The 25599-nt window shown below is 40.6% G+C and carries 23 protein-coding genes; 8 read left to right on the top strand and 15 right to left on the bottom strand.

Going from position 1 to position 25599, the window contains the following annotated elements; genetic code table 11:
- Nucleotides 1-178 precede the first annotated feature (178 nt).
- From K358_RS0101790 to helD, 3 genes are all read right to left on the bottom strand, one after another.
- Nucleotides 179-814, bottom strand: coding sequence for an HD domain-containing protein (locus tag K358_RS0101790; protein WP_027695220.1), 636 nt, complete (start codon nucleotides 812-814; stop codon nucleotides 179-181).
- Between the two features lie 130 nt (nucleotides 815-944).
- On the bottom strand, nucleotides 945-1682 hold the full coding sequence (locus K358_RS0101785) for an AbaSI family restriction endonuclease (protein WP_027695219.1): 738 nt from the start codon (nucleotides 1680-1682) through the stop codon (nucleotides 945-947).
- 661 nt (nucleotides 1683-2343) lie between these two features.
- Nucleotides 2344-4494, bottom strand: a complete 2151-nt coding sequence (gene helD / locus K358_RS0101780) for a DNA helicase IV (RefSeq protein ID WP_027695218.1) — start codon at nucleotides 4492-4494, stop codon at nucleotides 2344-2346.
- 308 nt (nucleotides 4495-4802) lie between these two features.
- Between helD and yccS the strand changes: the two genes are divergently transcribed.
- From yccS to K358_RS0101760, 3 genes are all read left to right on the top strand, one after another.
- Nucleotides 4803-7004 (top strand): YccS family putative transporter, encoded by a 2202-nt coding sequence (gene yccS, locus K358_RS0101775; RefSeq protein WP_027695217.1) that lies wholly within the window; start codon nucleotides 4803-4805, stop codon nucleotides 7002-7004.
- A 486-nt stretch (nucleotides 7005-7490) separates the two neighbouring features.
- Nucleotides 7491-7880, top strand: a complete 390-nt coding sequence (locus tag K358_RS0101770; protein ID WP_051241131.1) for a GreA/GreB family elongation factor — start codon at nucleotides 7491-7493, stop codon at nucleotides 7878-7880.
- Nucleotides 7881-8391: 511 nt separating this feature from the next.
- A complete protein-coding gene (locus tag K358_RS0101760; protein ID WP_027695215.1) occupies nucleotides 8392-9255 on the top strand; it encodes a DMT family transporter in 864 nt (287 codons plus the stop codon).
- 131 nt (nucleotides 9256-9386) lie between these two features.
- Here K358_RS0101760 and K358_RS0101755 read toward each other — a convergent pair whose 3' ends face one another.
- Nucleotides 9387-10340 (bottom strand): 5-oxoprolinase subunit C family protein, encoded by a 954-nt coding sequence (locus K358_RS0101755; RefSeq protein WP_027695214.1) that lies wholly within the window; start codon nucleotides 10338-10340, stop codon nucleotides 9387-9389.
- Nucleotides 10337-11089, bottom strand: coding sequence for a 5-oxoprolinase subunit PxpB (gene pxpB / locus K358_RS17885; protein ID WP_051241130.1), 753 nt, complete (start codon nucleotides 11087-11089; stop codon nucleotides 10337-10339). Before pxpB ends, K358_RS0101755 begins: the two co-directional genes overlap by 4 nt.
- A 109-nt stretch (nucleotides 11090-11198) precedes the next feature.
- Here pxpB and K358_RS0101745 point away from each other — a divergent pair, with 109 nt between their 5' ends.
- Complete coding sequence (locus K358_RS0101745; protein ID WP_027695213.1) at nucleotides 11199-11861, top strand: DsbA family oxidoreductase; 663 nt, start codon at nucleotides 11199-11201, stop codon at nucleotides 11859-11861.
- Nucleotides 11862-11945: 84 nt separating this feature from the next.
- On the opposite strand, the gene K358_RS0101740 is transcribed toward K358_RS0101745, so the two are convergent.
- Both K358_RS0101740 and K358_RS0101735 read right to left on the bottom strand, forming a co-directional pair.
- Nucleotides 11946-13667, bottom strand: a complete 1722-nt coding sequence (locus tag K358_RS0101740) for a GMC family oxidoreductase (RefSeq protein ID WP_211232222.1) — start codon at nucleotides 13665-13667, stop codon at nucleotides 11946-11948.
- A gap of 63 nt (nucleotides 13668-13730) precedes the next feature.
- The gene (locus K358_RS0101735) at nucleotides 13731-15179 is read right to left on the bottom strand and encodes a coniferyl aldehyde dehydrogenase (protein WP_027695211.1); all 1449 of its coding nucleotides are present in this window, start codon (nucleotides 15177-15179) and stop codon (nucleotides 13731-13733) included.
- Between the two features lie 184 nt (nucleotides 15180-15363).
- On the opposite strand from K358_RS0101735, the gene K358_RS0101730 reads away from it, so the two are divergent.
- Entirely contained in the window at nucleotides 15364-16371 is a 1008-nt protein-coding gene (locus tag K358_RS0101730; RefSeq protein ID WP_027695210.1) for an AraC family transcriptional regulator, read from the top strand.
- Nucleotides 16372-16379: 8 nt separating this feature from the next.
- On the opposite strand, the gene K358_RS0101725 is transcribed toward K358_RS0101730, so the two are convergent.
- Both K358_RS0101725 and K358_RS0101720 read right to left on the bottom strand, forming a co-directional pair.
- Complete coding sequence (locus K358_RS0101725) at nucleotides 16380-16781, bottom strand: P-loop nucleotide/nucleoside kinase family protein (RefSeq protein ID WP_027695209.1); 402 nt, start codon at nucleotides 16779-16781, stop codon at nucleotides 16380-16382.
- Between the two features lie 36 nt (nucleotides 16782-16817).
- Complete coding sequence (locus K358_RS0101720; protein WP_027695208.1) at nucleotides 16818-17399, bottom strand: sugar O-acetyltransferase; 582 nt, start codon at nucleotides 17397-17399, stop codon at nucleotides 16818-16820.
- Between the two features lie 34 nt (nucleotides 17400-17433).
- Here K358_RS0101720 and K358_RS0101715 point away from each other — a divergent pair, with 34 nt between their 5' ends.
- Nucleotides 17434-18291: an NAD-dependent epimerase/dehydratase family protein gene (locus tag K358_RS0101715; protein ID WP_027695207.1), complete on the top strand. Its 858-nt coding sequence runs from the start codon at nucleotides 17434-17436 to the stop codon at nucleotides 18289-18291.
- Nucleotides 18284-19372 carry an AbrB family transcriptional regulator gene (locus K358_RS0101710; protein WP_342341424.1) on the top strand — a complete coding sequence of 363 codons (1089 nt, stop codon included), beginning with the start codon at nucleotides 18284-18286 and terminating at the stop codon, nucleotides 19370-19372. The genes K358_RS0101715 and K358_RS0101710 overlap by 8 nt, the downstream gene beginning before the upstream one ends.
- Before the next feature lie 70 nt (nucleotides 19373-19442).
- On the opposite strand, the gene K358_RS0101705 is transcribed toward K358_RS0101710, so the two are convergent.
- The 6 genes from K358_RS0101705 to K358_RS0101680 all read right to left on the bottom strand — a co-directional run bounded on the left by K358_RS0101705 (nucleotide 19443) and on the right by K358_RS0101680 (nucleotide 24761).
- Nucleotides 19443-20648: an HPP family protein gene (locus tag K358_RS0101705; protein WP_038149489.1), complete on the bottom strand. Its 1206-nt coding sequence runs from the start codon at nucleotides 20646-20648 to the stop codon at nucleotides 19443-19445.
- Between the two features lie 105 nt (nucleotides 20649-20753).
- Nucleotides 20754-21284, bottom strand: coding sequence for a GNAT family N-acetyltransferase (locus K358_RS0101700; RefSeq protein WP_027695204.1), 531 nt, complete (start codon nucleotides 21282-21284; stop codon nucleotides 20754-20756).
- 158 nt (nucleotides 21285-21442) lie between these two features.
- A complete protein-coding gene (locus K358_RS0101695; RefSeq protein WP_027695203.1) occupies nucleotides 21443-22387 on the bottom strand; it encodes a hypothetical protein in 945 nt (314 codons plus the stop codon).
- A 107-nt stretch (nucleotides 22388-22494) separates the two neighbouring features.
- Nucleotides 22495-22977: a YehS family protein gene (locus tag K358_RS0101690; protein WP_027695202.1), complete on the bottom strand. Its 483-nt coding sequence runs from the start codon at nucleotides 22975-22977 to the stop codon at nucleotides 22495-22497.
- 139 nt (nucleotides 22978-23116) lie between these two features.
- The gene (locus K358_RS0101685) at nucleotides 23117-23527 is read right to left on the bottom strand and encodes a DUF7282 domain-containing protein (RefSeq protein WP_027695201.1); all 411 of its coding nucleotides are present in this window, start codon (nucleotides 23525-23527) and stop codon (nucleotides 23117-23119) included.
- A 190-nt stretch (nucleotides 23528-23717) separates the two neighbouring features.
- Nucleotides 23718-24761 carry a phospholipase A gene (locus K358_RS0101680; RefSeq protein ID WP_027695200.1) on the bottom strand — a complete coding sequence of 348 codons (1044 nt, stop codon included), beginning with the start codon at nucleotides 24759-24761 and terminating at the stop codon, nucleotides 23718-23720.
- Nucleotides 24762-24985: 224 nt separating this feature from the next.
- Here K358_RS0101680 and K358_RS0101675 point away from each other — a divergent pair, with 224 nt between their 5' ends.
- Nucleotides 24986-25576, top strand: a complete 591-nt coding sequence (locus tag K358_RS0101675) for an outer membrane beta-barrel protein (protein ID WP_027695199.1) — start codon at nucleotides 24986-24988, stop codon at nucleotides 25574-25576.
- Nucleotides 25577-25599 lie beyond the last annotated feature (23 nt).

The raw sequence follows: 25599 nt of genomic DNA, 5'->3' as shown, positions 1-25599 counted from the left end.
GGCTTCATTGATGGCGACCAACGTATTGAGTTTAACTACCCGATATAGTCGACGCTGAGGTTGGAGAGGGATCAAGTTTGATGCGGGCTTGATTTGGTTTTGGGTAGGAACGATTTAGTGGATAGCATTAAATCGTTCGTATAGGATTAGAGAAGTATATTGAAACCATAGCCCCTTGTTAGCTGCTTTTCATTTCAGTACTGAGTTGTTCAATATATAGCCTCATAAATTTAACTCTAATCTCAGCTTCACTTTTTGCAGCCAATGTATTCATTTCCGCCGCAAGCTTAAACAACTTAACTTGGAAATGATCCAAAGTATAAGCCTTGTCATCTAGTGGTCGATTTTCTGAAAATGGGTCATTCGCATCATATAAACTTGCACCAAAACTCGCACTTACTTGAATACACCGTGAAATACCGATTGCACCTAGTGCATCAAGTCTATCTGCGTCCTGTACTATTTGAGCTTCTAAGGTAGTAGCTTTGACCCCAGCACTAAAGCTATGCGCAACAATGGCATGTTTAATTGGTTCAATATATTGCAATGGGTAGTCGATTGACACTAAGAACTTAGCCGCTTTATCTGCTGCAATTTCTGAACTTGTCGCCCTATCGGGATGATTTTTTGGAAAAGAAAAACAGTCATGTAAATAGGCGGCGGGTAAAACAATATCTAAGCTACCCCCTTCTAATTCGCAAAGTTTTTTAGCTGTTTGGGCTACCCTTTGAACATGACTTATATCATGTGCGGGGTCTTGAACCATCTCGTTCTTAATAAAGCTCAATAGCTGTAACTCTATATTTTCTGGCACAGTTTATCCTTTTCTGATTGACAGCTAACGTCCGATTAAATGGCGCTAAATATTAAAATCACCAAACACGTAAAACTCCGAGTCCAAAATGCCAAACTCGACGCGTCCATTTGAATTGCTTGTTATGTGTTTAATAGACATCATGAGAATAAGTAACTGTTTGTTGAAAGGTCCAGTCTTCAATAATTGTTCCCAGTTCAATATTGGTCTTAACTTCCACACCTGTATAACCTACTTTCGTAGGGTTTTCCTTCCATACATGCCACTCTATTTCTCCGAACACCTTCGTCACAATAGAATCGTGTACAACAACGACAGTATTTATTTTTTGTTGTTTTCGTTTATCAATTCGCCAGTAACCAGTTTGTCTAGCCAACAATTCATCCGGTGGTATTTCCCCCTTAATTTTCAAGAACAAGGTGTTGTTTTGTGTGGCTTTAGCTTTAGATAGATTTAACCGAACTGGTTCTTTCCAATTTTCCCAACTGCCTTTTTTCTTTGCATCCGCTCTAAGTTCTTTAATCTTGATTTTAAGTTTTTGTATCTGATTTGGAACATTTCCATTTTTGACCTTAACTCGAAAGAAAGCACATTCGAGTTTCTCTTCTATTATAGTTTGTCGTTTGTTATCAGCTTCAATGTTGTTCTCATGAGCGGGCTCATCAATTTCAATAGCTAAATTTATTTGCGGATAAAATAAGTCTAGCAATGAGTAACCTCCATCAGTTCTATCCACATAAAATTGTGTACATGGCTTGAGGTCTTCTAGTTCCGGATCGTGTAACAGTGAGCCGACTATAAAATTTTCGTGTTTTTTATACGAAGTTCTATGGATCTGATCCACGAGATAGTTATATTTCCAGTTCATTTAGCAACCTCAACACACATAACAATTTAATAGACGGAAAAAATCCATACAGTCTTTCCGTCTATTTTCTCAGTCACTTTTTTGAACAGCAAGCTAAATAACTAAATTTATTAATAAAGTATGAGTTCACCTCATATTTACGCAGCATAAAATCCGGAGCTATATCTTTAATTCATACAGACCTAGCTTTTCTAACTAAAAATCCAATTGTTCTAATTCCAAACCATGCATAATTCACTCACACAACCCTCCCTCCTTTGGCTGTAAATCTTGCTGCCAAGCATTTTTCTTTGGTAAAGGGAGGGAGTTATTTGTGATCGTTTGTTGTTTAGTGGTATCTGCGTAAAGAAAAAACATTCTAATATTGAGCGCGTGATTAGTAGATTCCAGCTCTCGCTTAGGCTCGGCTGAAATGACGGGCTAATAATGTGCGGTGAATTTGGGGTTGGAATTGCAATTACAAGCGACAAAGATCAGCTCTTCCCCTTGGTAGATGAAGCCACTTGGCAGCAGGAGTTGATATAAGGGGAAGCGGGGATGGGGTTGATTACGCCAAACTCCTTTGAGACATAAACATTTAAAAATAGACAACTGACCAAATAAAGAAAGCCGATAAACTGACATTTATCGGCTTTCTTTCTATTCGACTTAGCAGTGTGCTTTATCGCTTTTTCACCACCACCGGATAACGGTTTGCTCTTAACTCTTTGATGAAGGTTGATGGGTTCGCATTGTGTAAGATCCACACCTTTTCTTTGGCTCGGGTCATCGCTACATAGAACAAGCGACGTTCTTCTGCATTGGGGAACACATCACCGGTAGATAACAACGCATCATGTAAATGCTGCTGACGCTCAACCGCTGGGAATTGCCCTTCATCGACTGAGACTATCACCACATAATCGGCTTCTTGCCCTTTACTGGCGTGGCAGGTTTTAAATTCGATATCTAAATGTAAATTCCGTTTTTGTAGTGTCTTTAAATCACTCGGTTCATGATAATGATTGCGGCCTAACACTAATACCTTCTTGCGTGATTTCACTTGATTATTTAAGTCACTTAAAATCGCTTCCAACGTATGCATTGGCGCAATCGTCACTGCTTTTTGCTTTTGTTGCTTATGGCTAATCAAGTTTTTTTCTAATTGATAAGGGTTGGCTTGAATAAAGCGATTCGCCACCTCACCAATTTGGTTATTAAAGCGATAAGTGGTATCTAGATAATGAATCTGCGCATTAGGGAAACGCTTCTTAAAGCCGGTGGTTAAGTTTACATCCGCCCCTGCGAAACGATAAATTGCCTGCCAATCATCGCCAACGGAAAACAATGAACAAGGTTGCTGAGTCGTGGTTTCCCCTAGTTGAGTTTTATGAACACTACCATGGCAAATGTTAGTTAATAAATCTAAACGGCTCGGTGAGATATCTTGATATTCATCGACCATCATAAAGCGCCATTGCGATTTAAATTTACCATTACGCGCATATTGAGTGGCTTTAGAAATCATACTGTTGAAGTCGATTTGATTCTCTTCTTTGAGCATTTTTTGCCACGCTTGATAACACGGCCAAGCCAACATTAATTCGCTGTTTAGTTGAGGGTAGTTCTCTAACTCAATTAAACGCTCTTGCAGCTGTTTTTTCGGTAATTGAAGGACGGAAAGTTGATCGACTTGCTGTTCTAACCACGCCAATAATTTCGGGTTTTCAACATGCGAGCCGAGCTCTACATCCCCTTTCAAAAAGGCTATCGGCCATTCGGCTAAGTGCTTCTGCCAACGCTTAAAGTTGGTTTCCGTCATCCAGTGTGTTTTTAACCACTGAGAGAACCAAGCGGTCTTTTGGGCTGGCGTAGTGGCGAGCGGTGAGATTTCAACCTGATTACCTTCAACCGATTTAATAATATCTAAACCTAATTGATGGAAGGTTTGCACTTTGATCTGAGCGCCTTGTTCGGCAAACTTTTCTTTGATGCGTTGTTGCATTTCTTTGGCAGCATCTCGACCAAATGCCACCAATAACATTTCTTCTGGTTTTGCTTGACCACTCTGTAATAAGTAGCCGACTTTCGCCATTAAAACACTGGTTTTACCTGAGCCTGCGCCGGCTAGAATCAGGGTATGATCATCATTTAATAATACTGCGCGTTGCTGAGAAGCATTAAGTGGTGAACGTTCACATTCTTGGAAGTAAGGTTTCCATTCGATTTCTTGATTGGCCAGCCAGGTTTGATTGCGCTGCTCTAATGAGGCTTTCGGGTGAGTGAGCCAACGTTTCAAACCGGTCATTAAAGAGGGAGTATGGTGCTGGAATTGATCGTCACCTTCCCATTCATTATGACTTGGGAAAATATGAATCACTTCTGGCAGAGATAACTCTTTTTTCGCTAGATCGCCGGAAATTCCCTTCATCCAGAACTCAAGTGATGAATGAGTTAAATACCCCGGTTGATTGACCAATTCTTTTAGCTGCTCTAGCCAGCTTGGTAATAACTCGGCTAATGATTCACTTTGGTTCAACTGCCAACGACGATATTCTGCGACTACCAATTGAGCAAATTGCTGGCAATCAAACCAAGGTAGACCTTGTGCGAGCCATTGAATTTGTTCATCTTCCTCTTCTTCATGGGCATGAAAATACAAGTTTCCCCAGATTAAGCCTCGCTCTACTGTCACCTCACCATTCCACGCTGCAAATGGGATTTGCAACTCATCGGTTGGCGAAGATAAGGTAATACACTGATCTTTCACTTCAACTTGTTGGTATTCATCTTGAATAAAAAATTGAGCAAAACGGCTAGCGCTTAATTGCATGAACTTTCCTTATGCGATCAGTAAAGTTTTGAATAAGAAGATGTACCCAAGTAACTTGGGTATAGCCCGATATTCTAACGGGTTTTAGTGTGAAAGGAAGAGGGCTTGGGTCATCGCTTTTTTAAACTTACTCTAAAACGGATAAAAATCAGGCAGACTGGCGCAAAACTTGCTTACAATCAAACAGAGCGAAGTTTTTTTGCTGTTATTACAACAGAATATAGTTTGCGTAACGAAAGGCCTCTATACTCAAGTGACTTGGATATAGACTGTCACTTGTAACTTCACCTAGGACAATATCGCGCTTTATGACAAATTCGATGCAACAACTCCGACATTACTGGTCTGATAAAACCGTTAACTACTGCATTCGAATTCTTATCTCGCTTTTAGGTGTGGTACTGCCTTGTTGGTATTACGACTACTCTACTGAAATCACGCCGCTGATCTTAGGTATTATTGCGGCTGCACTAGCCGAAACCGATGATAACTTCATGGGACGAATTCGGGCGCTGATCTTAACTTTCATCTGTTTTGCGATTGCTTCATTTTCAATAGAAATTCTGTTTCCCTATCCGCCATTATTCGCCATTGGTCTGTTCACTAGTACCTTCGGTTTTATTATGCTCGGCGCAATTGGCCCACGTTATGCCAGCATTGCCTTTGGTTCATTACTGATCGCGATCTACACCATGCTGGGCTACCACTTATACGACAACATTGTCTATCAACCTACTCTCTTGCTAGCCGGTGCCGCTTGGTACTACCTACTTTCAATGTTGTGGCAAATATTTTGGCCAATGCAGCCTGTACAGCAAGGCTTAGCCAATGTATTTGAAGAATTGGCTAACTACCTTGAAGCGAAAAGTTCGTTGTTTCATCCGGTTTCTGGTTTAACTCCACAGCCTTACCGTATCTTAGAAAGTAAGCTGAACTCCGCGACGGTTAATGCTTTAAACCAAGCCAAAAGCACCCTACTCACTCGCTCTAAACGTGGACATGTTGATGGCCCAAGTGACCGTTATTTACAGCTGTATTTTTTAGCGCAAGATATTCACGAACGCATCAGCTCGACTCATTATCGCTATCAAGATTTAGCCGAGCACTTCTCGCGTAGTGATGTGCTGTTCCGCTTCAAGCATTTAATGCAAACTCAAGCGAAAGCCTGTCGTGAGATCTCTGAAGCATTGGAAGCAGGGAAAGCTTATAAATACGATGGTGATTCCATCTGGGCGCTGGATGAATTGCAGTTATCAATGCAGTACCTAAAAGATCAAAACCGCCCTGAGTGGAAGTACCCATTAAGCCAGCTTTTCTACCTATTTAATAATATGGTGACCGTAGAAAAGCAGCTATCAAACGTCAGCAATCCAGATGCGTCTAAGTTCACGCCAGAAAATACTAGCGACGAAGCCAACGACTACTCATTACACGATACGACCGCTCATACACCAAAAGTCATGTGGCAACGTATTCGCAATAATTTACATCGTGATTCAATGCTGTTCCGCCACGCGCTACGTATGTCGATTGTATTAACCGTAGGTTACGGGGTGATTCAAGGGCTAGGTCTAGAGCGTGGCTATTGGATCATGCTAACCAGCCTGTTTGTATGCCAGCCTAACTTTAGTGCCACCAGACAAAAATTGACCGGGCGAGTGATCGGCACCATTGCGGGCCTACTCGTCGGTGTACCGCTATTAACTTTGTTCCCTTCACAAGAAAGCCAATTAGTCTTTTTAGTGTTATCCGGCACGTTATTCTTCGCTTTTAGAATGAATAACTACGGCTCAGCGACCGCTTTCATTACCTTGCTGGTACTGTTTTGTTTTAACCAATTAGGTGAAGGCTATGCGGTGATCTTGCCTCGCCTTGCGGATACCTTAATTGGCTGTGGCTTAGCGGTGTTTGCGGTGCGTTATATTCTGCCAGACTGGGAAGCCAAAAAACTGCATCGAGTGATGTCGGAAGCGGTACAAGCTAATAAAAATTATCTCGGACAAATCATTGCTCAATATCGAATTGGTAAACGCGATGACGTCAACTACCGCCTTGCTCGACGTACTGCTCATACTATGGATGCTACGCTCAGCACCACCATCAGTAATATGTTGGCAGAACCCGATAAATACAAAAAAGCGATTGATGAGAGTTTCCGTTTCTTAACGCTTAACCACGCGATGCTCAGCTATATTTCAGCACTCGGCGCACATCGAAAACGCATTGATGACAAAGAAACCCACCTACTGATATTAGAAGCCCACAAAGGTATTCATGAAAGCTTAGAGCAACTAGAGCAACAGCTTTACTACCAAAATGGTGATATCACTTTAGATACGTTCAATAGCGAATTAGATAAAAAGTTAAGTGAATGGCGAGAAGGTGATGAAGATGCCGTGCGTTTAATTTTACAGCAACTTCATCTAATCTACCGCATGTTGCCGGAGATGTACTCGCTGGCAAATAAGTTTTCGGTAAGGTTGCCAACAGCAGCGGTTAATGGTGATTAAAGAAACATTGAGCACATAACGCCTCACTACGCGTTCAAAACGCAATGACTCAAGATCAGCATGTTCTAGCTTTTGTTTTTACATTTAATCTAAGTGGTTTTTTATCCTGTATTTCATGGTTTTTCGGATAAAAGATTTTTTTAAAAAACAAGCTTGCTCTTTTATATCAAAAAAATGGTTTTTTTATTATTTCCATCCAATAATTGATTTATTTTACTTTTTTAAATTTGAAGCTTTTTTTTGTCTTGATATAATCTATTCAAATTAGTTACTAACTTCTTATTTAACAAAATAAAAAATTAACCTGTTGTTTTCATGTGAACAAGTAGAGGTATAACTTATTGATATAATAAAATTAAAAATAAATATTATTACCAATATAATATATTGTTATTTCCCCCTAAACATTTAAATTAGTTAATAGGTTTTATAGGATGCTTTTAACCAAGTGAAGTTTTAACCAATTCCTCTTTCAATTTGGAGGCAATGAAAATTTTTAATAATTTATTTCTTTACCTTGAGTATAAATTACTTACTAGTGTTTTTTTTAGCATTCAATCCCCTGCTACTTTACTTACAATTTTAGATAAGATTGAGTTATTATCGAAAGGAGAATCTTTTAAACATAAAATAAAAAAAGGTGACCGTGTTTATTTATTCGATGTAAGTCGAAATAGAAAGTTTCACGTAATACTAGTATGCAATAAAAGGAACAATCCTAATAATGGATTAATTTCAATCTATTCTCCACTCGGTTCCTCTATATTAGGGTTAGAGGTTAATGATACTTTCAATTTATATATACTAGGAAAAACAAGAAGATATGAGATAACTTGCGTAAAGCCTGAAAAGTCTATAAATAACATTGATTCTTAACAAGTATAGTTATTGTTAAATTTTTATGGAGGTAATTTTCTATTGAAGCTTTAAATTTAATCTTAAATATTAATTTTTACTTAATCAATAGGTGATATCATGTCTAGAAATGAAAAGAAAAAACCAAATTTAACTTTAAAAGAGAAAAGAAGACAAAAAAGAGAGTCAGAATTTGAAGCGGTAATAAGAAAAAGAAAGAAATAATACTATAGAATTCATACACATTATGATGCTGCGTGATTAAACGCAGCTTTTTGTATGTGCTCATCAACACTGATTTGTCAGAGTTGTTAAAAAACCCAAACCTAACACATAAAACGTAACCAATTGAATTTTTTAACATTTAAACTTTAATCGACCTTTTACAACGAAGTATTACTGTTTATGATGAAACCTATATAACCAATAAATGTTTGAGCACTTACGCTTATGCTTTTTTATCATGAAAACTTAATTATATTGACAAATATATCACCATGACGTCCAACCAGACTTTTAAAGAGAATCAATTATGTGGATAGTTTACGCCTTACTCGCCGCCACTTTTTTTGGAGCTAGAGGTATCATGTACCAATGGACATCACGCCAAAACTTGCATCGTGACCTGATGCTGTTTGGGGTGTTTTTTGTCGGATTTATGATTAGTGGAACCACCATGTATATGCTCGGACAACAATGGCAATCATGGGCTGAGGTTGGTGTTGGTTTGGCCCTTGGTTTTGGATCTTTTATGGCAAACGCAGCTCTGCATAAAGGGTTTTCGGTGGGTAAGGCCTCATTGATCAGCGTACTTTCAGGGCTTCCACCTTTATTTGTCGTCTTATTTGCTTTCTTATTGTGGAACGAGACCTTAACCACTGTACAAATGGTAGGTTTTGCAGTGATATTTTCTGGACTTTATATTATCCGTTATTCGAATGATATTTCCTTATCCAACTTACAAGGAGCGCAATGGGGGCTACTTGCCGCCTTATGCTTTTCATTTAATGACATGTTAGGAAAACAATCGACTCGATTAGATGCTGACATATTTGCCACTCTAACCTTAATGTTTGGTTTTGGTAGCCTGCTATTTGCTATGAGTTGGCTTAAAAGCCGCTCGAATTTTAGAACGAACCACAAAGGCTCTTGGTCAGAACTTAAAACATTCGGTTGTGGTATGGCGGTCGGCTTAACCAATATGGCCGGGATGGTCGCGATATTAAGTGCTTTCTCTTTGGGCACAACCGGTTTGGTATCGGCAATTTCAGCAATGAATATTTTAATTATTTTGCTATACACTCGCTTAATATTGAAAGAGCCTTTCACCCGTCAAGAAGTTATCGGTATTACAGCCGCCGTAGTCGGTATTCTCATCTTGCGCTTAAGCCAGTAACGAGCTTATTCTCAGGATTGACTGTGAGCCTTTTTACTAGTTAAAGGGAGGGAATGATTTGTGGTCGCTTTATGTTTAGTAGTTCACGCATAACGAAAAACAATTCCAACACTCTCCGCGTGATAAGTAGATTATAAGGTTGTTACTTCCCCTACAAAAAACCTCAACATTTCCCGGTATTGCTGTTCTGCTTTCTCGCGTTTAACCAATTGAAACTGCACTTTTGTACCCGGTGGGCATTGGGCGAGTTTGCTGATGCTTGTTCTGGTTAGGCAGCCGATTTTCGGATAGCCGCCTATGGTTTGATGATCCGCCATTAACACGATTGGTTGACCATCGCTTGGGATTTGGATCGCGCCGAGTGCAATACCTTCGGAAATTAAGCTTTCACCGTCATATTCAACGCTATCACCGGATAATCGATAGCCCATACGATCACTGTTTGAGCTGACGGTATAAATGCCGTTAAAAAATTGCTGTCGGGCGGCTTGAGAAAACTGCTCATATTGATAAGTGGCAATCATATCTAGTATGCCAGGAGTCGTTGTGGCGGTTAATTCTGGATAGTGCGGAATAAATTCTGTTGGCACTTGGCGTAGTCGATTGTACTTAGCTACGCGATAAGCAATTTCATCCCCTTTAGTTAGCGGTTCACCTCGGCCATCTAAACCACCGATGTCATCTCGCATCACAGTAGAGCAACTTTCTAATACTTGGCCGACGTCAAAACCATGTTGAATGGCGAGATAAGCTCGAACACCTTTCCGGGAAGTTTTACACTTTAGAATAGAGCCGGCTTTAACGCGATAGCTCGCCCAAGATTGGATTGGCTCGCCATCCAGTTCGGCAAACATATCCGCGCCAGCCAGTGCTATTTGTGTCGGCTGTTTAAACTCACATTGAAACAGACCTAGAGTAATCTCTATTTGCGCAGCATTCACATCATTACCAAGTAGATGATTGGCCCAGTGAAAGGCATGTTCATCCATCGGCCCACCGACTGCTGCGCCTATTCCTTGAAAGCCCATTCGCCCAGTATCTTGCAGCAAACTTAAAGGGCCGGCATTGAGTACTTTTAATGTCATGATTTTGCCCTCTTATCTTTACCAGACAATCCACCCGAATCAGGCTGTCCTGTTAAACCAAGATCTTCATCAAGATCTCCGCCCATATCGAGAAACTGCTGACGTGAGATAGCTTTAAAGCGAACCTGTGCACCGATGTAAAACAGCGATAAATTGTCTCGCTCAAAATCCACCAGCGAGATTGGCGTACGGCCAATAATGTGCCAACCACCGGGTGAAGCTTTAGGGTAGACAGCGGTTTGCTGCTCAGCGATGGCGACACTGCCTTTAGGAACTCGTGAGCGTGGTGTACTTTTTCTCGGCATTTGCAAACGACTATCTAGATTGCCTAAATAAGCAAATCCCGGTGCAAATCCAATCGCATAGACTCGGTAAGTTATCTGACTATGCACTTCTGCCACTTCTGCCCATGACAAGCCGCTATGCTCACAAACTTCAGCGGCATCTAACGCGACATCTTCACCGTAATAGACTGGCAATTCGATTTCTAAGTGTTGCAACGAAATTGAAGTAGAAGAAGGCTGATTGAGTAACACTTCAACTTGCTGCTGAAAATCGGCCATTGCCGTTTGTAGAATATCGACAGTAATAAGAATCGAGTGATAGGAAGGAATCGCATCAAGGATAAAATCGCCCAGCGAGCTTTGCAGAGTATAGAGCGCTTGAGTCACTTTCTCTGAAGTTTCAGCATTAATAGTGTTGGTAAAATACACCATAATGGTATTTTCACTGATTATCTGTGTTTTCATGCGATTCCTTGCATTTCATTCTCTGTCCTACTAGATCACTTACAACTTGACTGTAGCATTGGATCTTTCATAATGAATCGAATATTAAAATTTCCGACAAGGTAGTGGTATGTCTAATTCGAAACTCAAAATTGATATTATTTCTGACGTGGTCTGTCCATGGTGCGTCATTGGGGTTAAACACCTTAAAGATGCCGTAGTTAAAAACAACTGGCAAGATCGTATTGATATTGAATGGTATCCGTTTGAGCTAAATCCAGATATGCCGCCAGAAGGCGAAAATTTACGTGAGCATATTGCGAGAAAATATGGCGCTTCAGCCGAAGAAAGTGAGCAAAATCGTCAACGTTTAATCGAGTTTGGAAAATCTGTCGGCTTCGAGTTTAACTTTACCGATGAAACCCGAATCTACAATACTCGCCAATGTCATATTCTATTAGACTACGCTCACTCAGTAGGCTTACAAACTCAGCTTAAAATTGCCCTTTTCACCGCTTACTTTACAGATGGCAAAAATATTTCTGATACTGACGTACTACTGGATATCGGTGAGAAAGTGGGTTTAGAAGTCGATGAAATGATCGCCTACCTGCATGATACCGCTGAACACGATAAGTTAGATGTAATTGAAGATCAGTGGCGTGAAATGGATATCTCTGGCGTGCCGACGATTGTGTTTAACAATGAAAAAGGCTTAACCGGTGCACAAAGCGTCGAAAGCTATGAAGAAATATTGAAGCATTATCTTAGCGAAGATTCTTCTGAAAAATAGCCTCTCCAGACAATCACTACATTTCAACTGAATATTAATTACCCCTTGAGCAAAACGTTCAAGGGGTATTTTTATCACATCAACCTACTGTTGGATCATTGCGACCAAATCACCCGAACCTTTTAATTTGGACACCTGCCCGGCTAACGGTTCAGAGAAATGGATCGGCTTAATTTTATTTGCGCGTTCTTGATTAAACACAGGAATACGGCTCATTGCATATTCAGACAGCGCTGTAATGGTTAGTGAGGGGTTTACCCCAAGGTTCCCTGGAATAATCGAGCCATCAATCACTCGTAGATTTTTATAACCAAATACTTGGCCACTTTCATCCACCACACCATTTTCTGGGCCCGTGCCAATCGCCACACCACTCATAATATGGGCGGTCATTGGTGCGCCTGTGACTATTTCAGCTAAAGCAGAACCCGGCTCACCTCCCAGTTTTTCAGAATACAGCTTAGTTGCTTTTTCTGCTGCTGGAAATGACACTTTAAGAGGTGTATCTCCCTCATTTTGTACAAAGGTAATATCTTTTTTAAAGCCTCGATACCATTTTCTACGCCATTCGAAGTGAACAAACGCTTCTGACTTTTGCATCACTAATAACAAAATTGAATTCACAGCCTTCCCTTTTGGTCTCAAGACTTTGAAGGTTTTGACTGGGTGCAAAAGGGTATTTTTCAGCATTTTTCCAATTCGTACCATGCCTTGCCCTGTCACCATAGGGACATAGGGTAGATATAACCATGTCCCATCTGAACCTTCACGAAAACGAGTAATTTCCACGTTCGTTGTATCATCCACTGAAATAAATGAACTGATACTCACCCCCTCACTGACCTTAGCATTCATATTATTGGCCGTTGTTAATGTTTCCGAGTTGGTGCGAACTTCTTGACCTAAGTTTTTCGATATATTGGGCAGCGTTTTAAGCTTATCTCTCATTCGAAGTAATAACGGAATCGTGCCCATCACACCGGCCGAGACAACAACACCACGGGTACGAATGGTGTACTCTCGCTTACCGCTATCATTACTCTCTTTAACGGTAATTAAATATCCATCACTGCCATCTTTGCTTCCTAGTGGTTCGATTTTCGTCACAGTCGACTCAGGACGAATTTCTGCTCCGTTACGCTCGGCAAAATACAGATAGTTTTTCATCAAGGTATTTTTTGCATTGTAGCGACAACCAATAATACAGCTACCGCATAACTTACAAGTTGAACGTTCAGGGCCATCGCCATTAAAGTAAGGATCTTTAAATGACTGGCCGAACTTACCTTCTGATTGAGGGAAGAAAACGCCGGTATCAACGGTTTTAAAGCTATCACCGTAGCCCATCTCTTCTGCGACTTCTCTTAAAGTATCATCGGCAATATTGGTATATTCATTATGGGTTGTACCCAACATACGTTGAGCGAGTGAATAATAAGGTGCGAGGGTATCTTTCCAATCAGAACGGGTTTTACTCCAAGCAGGAGACGAAAATACTTCATCTTCAGGAATAAGGTGCACATTCGCATAAACTTGAGAGCCCCCGCCCACGCCAATGCCGTGAATGATGCTGGCTTTATTGTTATAAGTAAACTTCGTCACCCCCTTCCAACCGATTTGCGGCATCCACATGTAGTTCTTTTTATCTAAATTCGTTTTAGCGAAATCTTTATCATTGCGACGTTTGCCCATTTCTAAAATAAGGACACGGTGGCCTTTTTCAGTTAAGCGTAATGCACTGACTGAGCCACCAAAACCTGAACCAATAATTACTTGGTCAAAATCAAAGTTATTATGTTCCATCATATTGCCTCATCCTTTTGTTTCTTATAATTTTTATTATTCGATTTGTTTCACGTATTGGTTTTATTATTTAATTTTCGCCATTAAGTTCATCACTCTTGTGGCGAATTTTCCATAAGGGGGAGCCATAAACTTAATGCTCGAAAAACTGGCTTGGTAAAAGACCGGACGTAATTTCGAAAAGGTCAAGAACCCTTCATAACCGTGGTAATGCCCCATACCACTGCCGCCAATCCCGCCAAATGGCAAATCGTGCTGACCGACATGGAATAATGCATCATTCACTGATACGCCACCGGATAAGACCGATTGAATATAACGATCGACCAAAACTTTATCATTGCTAAATGGGTAGAAGGCTAATGGGCGATCACGTTGAATAATATAATCAATGACCTCTTCTGGTTGCTGATAAGTCTTCACCATTAAAATCGGGCCAAAGGTCTCCCGTTGCGAAATGATCATGTCGTCGGTGGCATCCAGAATGAAGGTTACGGGAAACTTACGTGTAACGGGATCGGCTGGTTGATTACTTAAATTGACAACTGTTGCCCCTTTATTCTTGGCATCTTCAACTGTGTCCAACAAACGTTGGAAAGCGGTGTCATCAATAATTGAGGTGTAATCTTTATGCTGAATGTCAGGGCAATGTTTTACGACCCATTTTTCAGACTCTTTAATAAACGCTTCGCGTTGTGTTTCATGAACAAACGTATAATCAACGTTAGTACAAATTTGCCCAGCGTTGAACTGTTTTACAAACATAATACGCTCAACGGCCTTCGTCATTGGGTACTTAGGATCGATCACCGCTGGAGACTTACCGCCCAGTTCTAATGTCACAGGGGTTAAGTTCTCAGCACAAGCGGCCATCACTTTACGACCAGTTGCTCCTGAGCCCGTAAACATTAAATGATCAAAAGGTAACTTCGAAAACTCAATACCAACCGTCCCTGTTTCAGTAAAGAACTGTAACTTTTCTGGCTTGAAATATTTCGGCGTAAGTTCTTTCAATAATTCAGTTAAGTGAATCGAATTTTCTGACATTTTTACCATCGCACGGTTACCCGCAGCAAAAGCGGCAGATAAACCGGAAAAACTTAAGTTAATTGGGAAATTCCATGGAACAATAAATCCAACGACACCAATAGCTTGAGGAATCACTCGGTTTTTCGCACCAAAATAAACGGTATGATCAACTTTACGTCGTTGTACTTTCATCCATTTCTTTAAATGCTTAATCGTCGATGAAATATCATCAGCAACCGTAATCACCTCCGCAAATAACGTTTCATGATGAGAACGATTTCCGTAGTCCTTATTAATTGCCTCTGAAATCGCTTCACGGTTATCCATAAGAAGGCTTTTTAGGCTTTGCAAATGCGCTTTACGCTCTTGATAACTTTCCTGCCCATACTGATTAAATGCTTGCTTTTGAAGTGTTAATGCTTCTTGAAGCATCACACTGTTCTCGATTGGGTTTTCTTCTAAAAGCTGTTCTGCGGTTTGATTCATATTACGTTACCTCAATGCTGGTTTTTCTCGATTTCATATCTTTAAAATTATCAATATATGATTCAGTTTATATTAAGACAGAGCAATCGATTTGACTTTTTAGGACGCACACTTGATTATTTAGGACATGAAAGAACAATAAGTAGAATTTGATCACATTGGCTTAACATCGGAGGTAAAATACATGACTTGTTTTATTCGTGCCGCTTGCTTAGAAGGCTTTGAAGAGGTTGTCAAAAGTTATGGTCAAAACCCAACATTACTGTTAAAAAGCGCCGGTGTTGTTCAAAGCCAATTAAGAGACCCTGATACATTTATCTACTATGAACATTTTTTAAAAGCATTAGAGCTTGCGAAAATTGAATGTGATAACGATATGTTTGGCTTAGAGCTAGGATTAAAGCAAAGAGTACAAAATTTAGGGATGATGAAAAACTATATGCTGCGTCAAGGTTCGATATTGCAAGCATTAGGTTGTTTAAATAAATACATTCATCTCCACGCTGAAGGCTTTTCATTAGCCATCACTCCAACCGAAAATCACTATAAAGTTGAATTTAACCATCTTCATCAACGTTACTTTACTGCTCAAAAAGCTCAATTTACCTTAGCCGCTTGTTTTAATATTTTTTCTGATTTGCTCGGTTACCAAGCGACCGTACATAAAATGACTTTTAAGCAACCTATCCCTCAGCAAGATACCCGCTATTTTGAAGACAAGTTTGGCTGCAAGATGGTGTTTAATGCAGAGCAAGATGCCATTTATTTGCCAAAATCTTTAGTAATACAAAAACCAGCGACGTCTACTGGTGAACTGAATCTAACGTTTTCGAGTGAAAATTTGGTTCAATCAAAGCCTAGTGTTAACGCGACTGAATTTATTCATCAAACAATTAAATCATTACTAGCAACTGGAGAGTGTAATAAAAATAATATTGCGCTTTGCATGGGAATCCACCCGAAGAAATTACAACGTCTATTAACGGAAAAAAATACCAGTTACCGAGAAATTATCGAGCAAGTACGACAACAAGAAGCCATCAAGTTGCTGCAACAGCCACAGTTATCCCTGACGATGATCGCATTAAAACTAGGCTATAGTGAATTAGCTGTTTTTAGTCGAAATTTTAAAGCTTGGTTTAAACAAACACCCAGTCAATGGCGAAATCAAAACCTATTCCCAATGGGGTAGATTGCGATTTAAGGCTGCCATTTGGCTTTCATTTTGGCGATAGTAGTCGCCTCTATATCATGAATGCTGCCGTAGTTTTCTTTACATACATGGATCACTAATTCCACCTGACAACTCTTAGCAATCTCTTTATAGGCTTTCATTTCCCAGTGACGCACGAAAGTATTCGACACAATCACTGACTGACCTTGTTTTAAATGGTGTTCGGTTTGTTGCTGACACCATTGATGCGCTTGTTCGAGCTTTAACGGGTTAAAACGATATTCGCCATCCGCTTCAACAAAGTACATATCGGTCTCTAAATGTACTGAGCCTTGTTCTTGCGATAACTGTTTAGCTAATGTGGATTTCCCCGATCCCGGCAAACCTCGAATAAGCATTAATGTTTGAGTGTTCTTTGATTCTGACAACGGATTAATCCCAACCTTCGAGCTGATACTTTTCGATTAGAGCATCAATATCTTCTGAGTAGGCATTTTGCCATGATCGATGGTTTTAATCACTCGACATGGGTTACCCACTGCAATCACATTGTCGGGAATATCTTTTGTCACCACACTGCCTGCGCCAATCACACTGTTACTGCCAATGTTTACGCCACCCAATACAATCACACCGGCGCCAATCCAGACACAATCACCAATGGTAATCGGATCGCCACAAGCGAACGGTTCAATACGCTCACGTAAGATAATCGGATGACTTGCCGCACAAAGTTGCACATTCGGCGCAATCAATACGTAGTCACCAATCGTAACGGGGGCAATATCCAATACCGTTAAGCCATAATTGATAAAGCCACCTTTGCCTATGGTGAAGTTTCTTCCCATATCACATAAAAATGGCGGCTCAATATGAGTGCCTTGGTAGTTATTCAAAATTTTGCCCAGCAATTCTTTTCTTAGATCCTGCTCTTTTGGGCGTGAATGATTAAAGTCATAAAGCCATTCTTTGCATTGCATTTGCTGCTCGATCAATTCACTATCAATCAAAGTTTTTACGGTAAAATCATTAATGGTTTGGGACATAGTACGATTTAACTCAATTTGGATGAAAAACGATATGGATAAACAACAAATCACCATCTGTGGCTGCGGCTGGCTTGGGCTCGCAGTGGCAAAATCTCTGGTTCAGCAAGGTTTTAATGTTTACGGCACCAAACAATCTCATATCGATGCTCAAGCATTAGCGACCGTTGGCATTCAAGGTTTGCCTTTGGTTTTACCTGTAGATGAGAACCAACTAGACACTCAACAGCAAGCCGCCCTACAACAGGCTTTTGCCACAGATCTACTGGTGATCAATGTACCACCAGGTCGTTACCCTAATAGTGCCGAAGATTTCAAACGAAAAATACAGAGCTTATCGCATATTGCAAAACAAGCTGGCGCTAAAAAGGTATTATTTATCAGCACCACAGGGGTTTATGCCGATTGCCAAGGCGAGATAACCGAAGACACACCAACCGCGCCGAATACGGAATCTGGTCATGCTCATGTATGGTTAGAAAATTGGTTAAGGGAAGAGTGGCAAGATAACCTAGTCGTGTTGCGTCTATCCGGTTTAATTGGGCCAGATCGTCATCCAGCCAAGCATATTGTCAAACGCTATAAATCCACAGGTCAGCCTTTAGAAAATGGATTAACGCCAGTAAACCTGATCCACCAGCATGACATTATCACCGCGATTCATTCGCTCATAAACCGCTGGCCATCTCAAAAAGTACTTCACTTAGCAGCACATTCGCACCCTAGCCGTGAAGAGTATTATCAAGCCATGGCAAGGCACTTAGGTTTAACCATTCCACAATTTATCGAGAACGGTGAACACAACAAATGGATTAATGCACAAGCAAGCTGCCAAGCATTAAATCTCACATTGCAATATGATGATTTAATGCAATTTAAGCCTTATCAATAAGCTTGTTCTAAATAACCAATCTATCTCTAAGCAGAATACTGAAATAAACATGCCAACTTTGATGACTTTTATTATTGCGCTACTCGGTGGGTTAATTGGCTATTTAACCCACATTCCTATTGGCGAAATGCTCGGGGCAATGCTGGCGGTTTTAATTGCCGGTCGCGTGTATCCAAAACTCTCATTTCCCAAGCAGATGCTCACGGTTATTCAAATTGTGCTAGGCATCAGCATCGGTGCAATCATCAATATCAATGATTGGTTTTCAAGTTTAAGTATTGGCGTCTTAATTGGGCTTTTATGCTGTATGACTAGCCAGATTGTTATTGGCTATTTCTGGCTAACCAAACGTTGTAATTGGAGTCGTACAGAAGCTTTTCTCGGTGCGGTTCCCGGTGCTTTGGCTGCAATAATTGTGATGACCGATGCGCAAGAAAAACCGTCTTATCGAGTGATTTTCACCCACTCAATTCGGCTGATCTTCTTAATGGTTCTAGCCAGTATTATTGCGATGTTTAATCAGGCGACCCCCGAAGCACCTACTGAGTTACTGACCCAGGTACAAAGTGCTTCTTATCTGCTTTTATTTGGAATTAGCCTTGCTGCACTCGCCGCGGGAATACTACTCGATAAAATCGGCATACCAGCACCATTTATGTTAACGGCAATGCTGATCACCGCAGGTTTAAATTCAGCATTACCCCAATACATCTACCAAATGCCGGAGTTATTTTTACTGATTTCAATGGCACTGATTGGTGGCTTTGTGGGGCTCAGAATGCAAGGGATTACGCTACAAGAAACCATCGATAGTGTTCGCTCTGGTGTGATGGTGACGTTACTCAGTTGCAGTGTCACGCTAGTGATGGCGCTGATCTTCAGCCAACTGCTCAACATTTCATTCTCGGTACTGGCTTTATCTTGGGTGCCGGGCAGCCTAGAGTCGATGACTGCGGTCGCCATACTACTAGGATTAGAGCCAGCCTTTGTAATGATGAACCATATTATTCGACTCACCCTACTCTATTTACTGCCAGCCTTTTTAGGTAAATCTTTGCTGTCGGAAGATAAAAGGATTTAAGGTGAGTACATTACGCCAATTGCTTATTGAAGGTGAAGAATGAAAAAACTCAAGCTGAAATACAGCGATCTTATGATTTCTGGTTCACTGAATACAGCGCGCCTATCAGATCAGATTGCGTAATGATGCCGCATAGCTTTTGCTCAGAATCCAAAACCGGAATATGGTGTAAACCGATATCGGAAAGCAGTGGAACCAATGCCACGATATGGTCGGTATCTTTCACTGCGATCACATCCGTTACCATCAAATCCTTTACTTTATTATTCACTTCTTTTCGGTGCTTGCGTTTTACCAGCATACGGTTCAAGTGTTTCAATAACCCTGCATAGCTTGGTACGGACAAATTCTTCAAAAAGTCGACACTAGAGATCACGCCAAGTAATTCACGCTCTTCATTCACCACAGGTAGCATGCTGATTTTATGCTTGTGTAAGATCTTCCACGCCATGCCAAGTGGCATATCTTCCCCGACAGTGATGACATCGGCAGACATAATATCTCGACTTAAAATTTCACCGCTACGGCGTTGATAAGCGAGTTTTTGTGCCTGTTGGTAAATCGATTCTAATTCTTCTTGGCTGACTGCTAATACACTGTCAAAACTGTTAATGGCCTGCATTAAATCTTCCGATTGCAAACCCAAACGTTTCAATGGTGTGTGATCATTATGCAGATGCACCGGATCATAGTGAGGTTTAGGTGGTAGCCAGCGCCTTTTCATGATTAAACGATTGAGTACCTGACTAGCGATGAAAAACACCACTATATTAATCAGAATAGGATAGAGAATATTGATCTCGACATCGGTATGTTGCGCTGCAAGAACAGGCACTAACGCGGTGGCTGCTGCCGGAGGATGCATACATTCTAAGATATACATCACCATCAACACGCAAGCAATGGTCGTCGCGGCTAGCAAAGCTAAATCAGACATAAAAAACGTCAAGACAAAACCAATCACCGCCGACATCGAATGACCCACCAAAAACGGCCAAGGCTTAGCTAATGGACTACTCGGCAGAGCAAACAAGATAACAGAAGAAGCGCCCATCGAACCGAGCAACACCAACATGGCATCTTGATCTTGTACTTGCTGGCTCACCAACACCACGATAAAAATAGCAATGAATGCAGTTAATGCGACTTTCATTCGCTCAGCAAGAGGAATGGTTGAAATCGCCTGACTACGGGCATGATTAATACCAAGTTGTAGCAAGATACGAGAAAAGACTTTTTGACTATGAGAAGAAATCTTATGAACGAGAGAATGCATTTAAATGTATCAATTTATGAATGAAGCACCATGATAAACAATTGAGCAACATATCAGCAACAAGCTTTTTAAGAAAACTCTCCTCTCTCTGTAAACATTTCCCTACTACAAACGTGTTTTGGCATAAATAACGGTATTATCAAGTTCACCAGAAGGAAGTCGACATTCGTTATGTAGCGTGCCTTCTAATTGGTAGCCAACACGCTCTGCAACCGCACGACTTTTGTTATTACTCGCCGCAGCTCGAATCTCAACCCTTTGTGCTTTTAAATTCTCAAATGCATGAATCTCCAACGCTTGTACGGCTTCAGTGATATAGCCAAACCCTACACAAGAGCTACGCAACCAATAACCAATTTCAAAATAAGGGACGCCTTTATCTCGAATAATCAGTCCAATCATGCCAACAAACTTTCCTGAGTTTTTATCTAACAGGGAGTAACGCAATTCATTTTCAAAATGATTGAAATCAACCATGGCTTGCTTGGTCGCTTCTATCGATTCTTCTTCAGTTAAAGCAAAAGGAACCCAATCAAGAAACTGACTCAGTTCAGCCTGACTTTCTAAGATCGCTTCAAGCATAACGGGTTGGTCTTTTAAACGAGGTGGGCTTAGATAGAGTCTTTCAGTTTCCATACCGGTCTAGTCCTGTTTCCATACAGATGTTATCGGATTCAATACTTCAATTTGCCATGTTTTGAGACATAGTACTGTGATGATATTAGGAAAGTGATTATTAGATTAGAAATGACAATTTTAATGAGTGGCTGCATTAGAAAATAACAGCCACTTCTCTACCCCACAAACCACTCGGCATTAGGATCATTATCTTGTACCCATTGCGGGTTTTGTCTTGCTTCAAAATACAGCTGCAAGCCGTAATAGTTGAGATAACATTGCGGGCCGCCTAAATGAGCAAAAGCGTCAAAAAATGCATCTTCTTGCTGGCATAATAACGGTAATGTCATGATTTGGTTTTTAAGTGCCCATTGGATGGATTCCACTGTTGCGACACCATCTGCAACATGAACAGCTTCTACTCGGGAGTAATCTCCAGCAAAACTGGCTTGTCTTTCGATCTCATTTTGATCGTCCAGTTGTTGGCGAACTTCATCAAGAATCTTATCTCGTTGATAACCAATAATCGCTTTATTGAGTTTGGCAATTTTTAGCGCGTAATCGAGTTTTTCTGGCCCAAGCAGGTCAACTAAGCTTGGCAATAACTCTTTATCCAAACGTAATGATTTGATCAGGTGTTCGATACAAGTATTAAGCGACATATAACGCACGCCATCAAACTCAAAACCATAGGTTTCATCTTCACCTTCTACGGGAATGCTATCAATCGCCACCGTCCAACCTTGATAAGAAAGGCGATCTCTCGCGATTTCATACATCTTCCAAGCACTTTCGCCAAAGCCACCAAGTAATGCGCCTGAGAATTCAGATTCTTGCAGTTCTTGTTCGGTCCAATTTTGTCCGATGGCAAGATGATCGGAGTACTTATCCATTAGAGAACGCTTTACTTGATCTCGCACAGCCCAAATCGATGATACGTCACTAGCAACTCTGACTACTGCACATTCATCACAAGCAGGAATGCTCATCGGTTCATGGGCTAAGAAGTGGATATTTTTCGGGTTTCTCGGTAAATCAAAAGCCTTGGCAGCGGGCTCACCACAAAACCAGCAGGTATGCCTGAAATTGAATGGAATATCGATGTAAGTATATTGAGACATAGGAAAAACCATTGATAGACTGAAATGACAAAGGGCTGAAGTAACCTGAAAAAGTGCAGGTTATCAGCCCTTAAATTTAGATCCAAGTACTGGATATACAATACTTCTTAATCTTCAAACTCAGTAGTATGTTCCGGGCGCAATTGACGCTGCACACCAAACAAGAAGTTACGTAAAATTTGATCTTTACACTCACGGTAATGCTTGTTGTCCGGCTTGCGGAAAAATGCGCTTAGTTCGTGCTTGCTTAAATTGAAATCGACCAATTTCAGCGTCTCTAAAATATCTTCTGCTTTCATGTTCAGTGCAATACGCAACTTCATGAAAATCATATTGTTAGTTAAACGGTTTTCCGGTTGAGGCTGCTCACCTTCTCGCTTACCGCGTTTAGTGTTAATTAAACCATTTAGGAAAATTGCTAACTCTTTATCGGTACACTTTACAAAATCCGCATCTTCTTCTTTTTTTAGCCAAGCGCTTATTTGTGAACGTGAAACTTCATGATCAGCAGCGGCGTAGATGGCAATCATCTCAGCATCTTTAAAATCAAAAGCGTAGCGGATACGGCGTAAAATGTCGTTATTAGTCAAAATCGTTCCTAAGGTTAAATGGTCATTTCAATAAATAAGGGCTGCACATCTGGCAGCCCTAGAATACTCATTCATTTTAGCAGAGTTGAAGATAGGCACCTATTTATATTATTCAAGGTGGCGATATTCTCTGTAATGTTTATTTAGCGGTCACGGTCACCATGACTAATTTACCATCAACACGAACTGGGCCATCTTCTTTGGCACCAAGTGTGTACTCAAAAACGCCTGTTTTCATACCACCGGCTTCACCGTGAAGCATCAGCATTAACATATCCCCTGATTTTACAGGTTCGGTTAAGATCGCCGTAACATCATGGTTCTCACCACTTTTCACGGGTGAATAGCCAACAACAGGACCAGGCTTCATATTTTTATCGGTTCGATGTACCACCAGCCAGCCATTAGCATCTGCATGAATTTTCTTCGCTGTCACCGTACCACCTGAAACATCTTGGTCATCACCCCAAACGCGATTATCCGCAAGAGCTAAAGGTGTAACACCAAGCAATACCGCTACTAACCCAATATTTTGTATAAGCTTTTTCATATTAAATCCCTTGTTCTTAACAAAATGTAAAGAAACGACGGCTGACTGTTTCTTGCTAATCAATAAGCAATACGCACCATTTAGAAATCAGTTCACTTTTTATTCAATTATTTCTCTCTTAATAAAAAAAAGGCTCGCTATAAAATGTATAGCGAGCCTCCATCATCAATATTAGGTGAGTAATATAAACTTATAAGATCCCTGTAATCGCAATCCCTAAGCCAACCCTTTGTTGATTTTGATTGTAGTCAATTAAGCTGCTGCCATAACCTGTTGAATATTTCGCATAACCACGAACTTTACCCCAAATAGGAAAAGTTAAACCTAGCTCGGCATAACCTTTATGGGTTGAAAAATTCTCACGGCCTAAGAAGGAAAATTCTAAATCATTCCACTTATACACGCTGGTTAATTCAAAATGCCCCATGAAGTCTTCAATATCTGGATTGTCATCGCCACTTGAATCACTAGGGTCATTTTTCTCGCTTTCAGGAATACGCCACCAAGGTTGAAGTGCAATTAAGAAGTTATCCTTCGCAAAGTAAAATTGAGTATAAACGCGGTTCCAACTGCGAGATAAATCCTGCCTCTGTCCATTTGATTCATGTTCTATACCGACGCCAAAAGCGGTGGTGCCGCCAAATGGTGTCCAAGCGGTTGGAGTCACATAGAAAAGTTCTGGCCGATAGTTGGTTTCGCGAAATGGGCGAGAGATGTCGTCGGCATAGACCTGCCAAAATGATTTCAACGTCATGCCAAAGAATAAGCCGTCACCATCAAACATTAAGTCCGAATAGTTTAAAGGCACTTTAAAGCTAATTTGAAATTCTGCTTCTGCATGCTTAAGCCCTTCAGACCAATCGGTGCCTTCATAAGCTTTATCATTGATATTATCGCTGTAAGTAACAGGTAAAAGATAATTCAAACGGTGAGCGGTAATAACAAATGGTTCAAAGGCGGTTTCACGCTCGGTTTCCAGACGGTTAGCCGCTAAGTTTTCTTGTTTGTTACCCGCAGAATCGGTTTGGGAAACCATGTCCAATTGGCATTCATCACGGATACTTTGAACCGTTTGATCGCCTTGTTGCTGCTTAATTTTATCTAATAAACACAAATCATAGCCGCTCGACACACTACCTTCCGGCACTTGTCCTGATTGTTCAGGATCTTCTGCCCAAACCAATGGCACACAACACACATTGAACAACAATACTTGTAGCGAATTCAGTCTCATGACTTATCCTTGTTCACTATTTCAAAACCCAATCAGCATACCAAGTAAAATTAATAAATTATATAAATGACAGTTATTTATCACAAAAATAAGACATTAAGGTAACAATGATATTGTGAGTCTAATCGCCACCAAAGCACGCCGGATTTACTTCACTCTTCTTTTCAGGCAGATTAAAGCTTGGTGGCAAATTAAACACAATGGAATGTGATTAGGATTTCTCAATGAAAAATAGAAACTGGTTATTAGTTGTTGCAGTCGCGGCAATGACTTCGACAACGGCTTATGCTGATGTGATTATTACGCCAATGGTTGGCTATACACTAGGTGGCGAAGTCGAAGATTCCAATGGCAATGAATATGACCTCAAAGGAAGTGAGAGCTACGGCTTATCCATTGAAGTACCGGTTGAAAATGGTCAGATCGGACTATTCTATTCCTATCAAGATAATGAATTGGAATCTTTGGATTATGACTCTTCAATCCAATATTTGATGGTACAAAGTCGCTTGAATATGCCAATCAATAATGATGCATTAGGTTATGTTGGGGTAGGCTTGGGTGGATCTTATACCGATGTGGATTGGGCGGATAACAAGTATGGTTTTGCGGCAAGTATTTACGCTGGATTAGAGTATAAATTTACCGACAATATTGCGGTAACCGGACAGGTACGTTGGCTTGGAACATCGGTCGATAATGATTCAGAAAGTGTTTGTTACGCGACTCAAAGCTCAAGCAATTGTTATATTAAATTTGAGTCAGACTGGATGAACCAATTCCAGTCTAACGTTGGTATGGTATTCCGTTTTTGAAGGTTTTCTATTCAACAGACGTT

Source organism: Vibrio litoralis DSM 17657 (assembly GCF_000426765.1).
Taxonomy (GTDB): domain Bacteria; phylum Pseudomonadota; class Gammaproteobacteria; order Enterobacterales; family Vibrionaceae; genus Vibrio; species Vibrio litoralis.
This window is presented reverse-complemented; position numbering and strand designations above follow the sequence as displayed.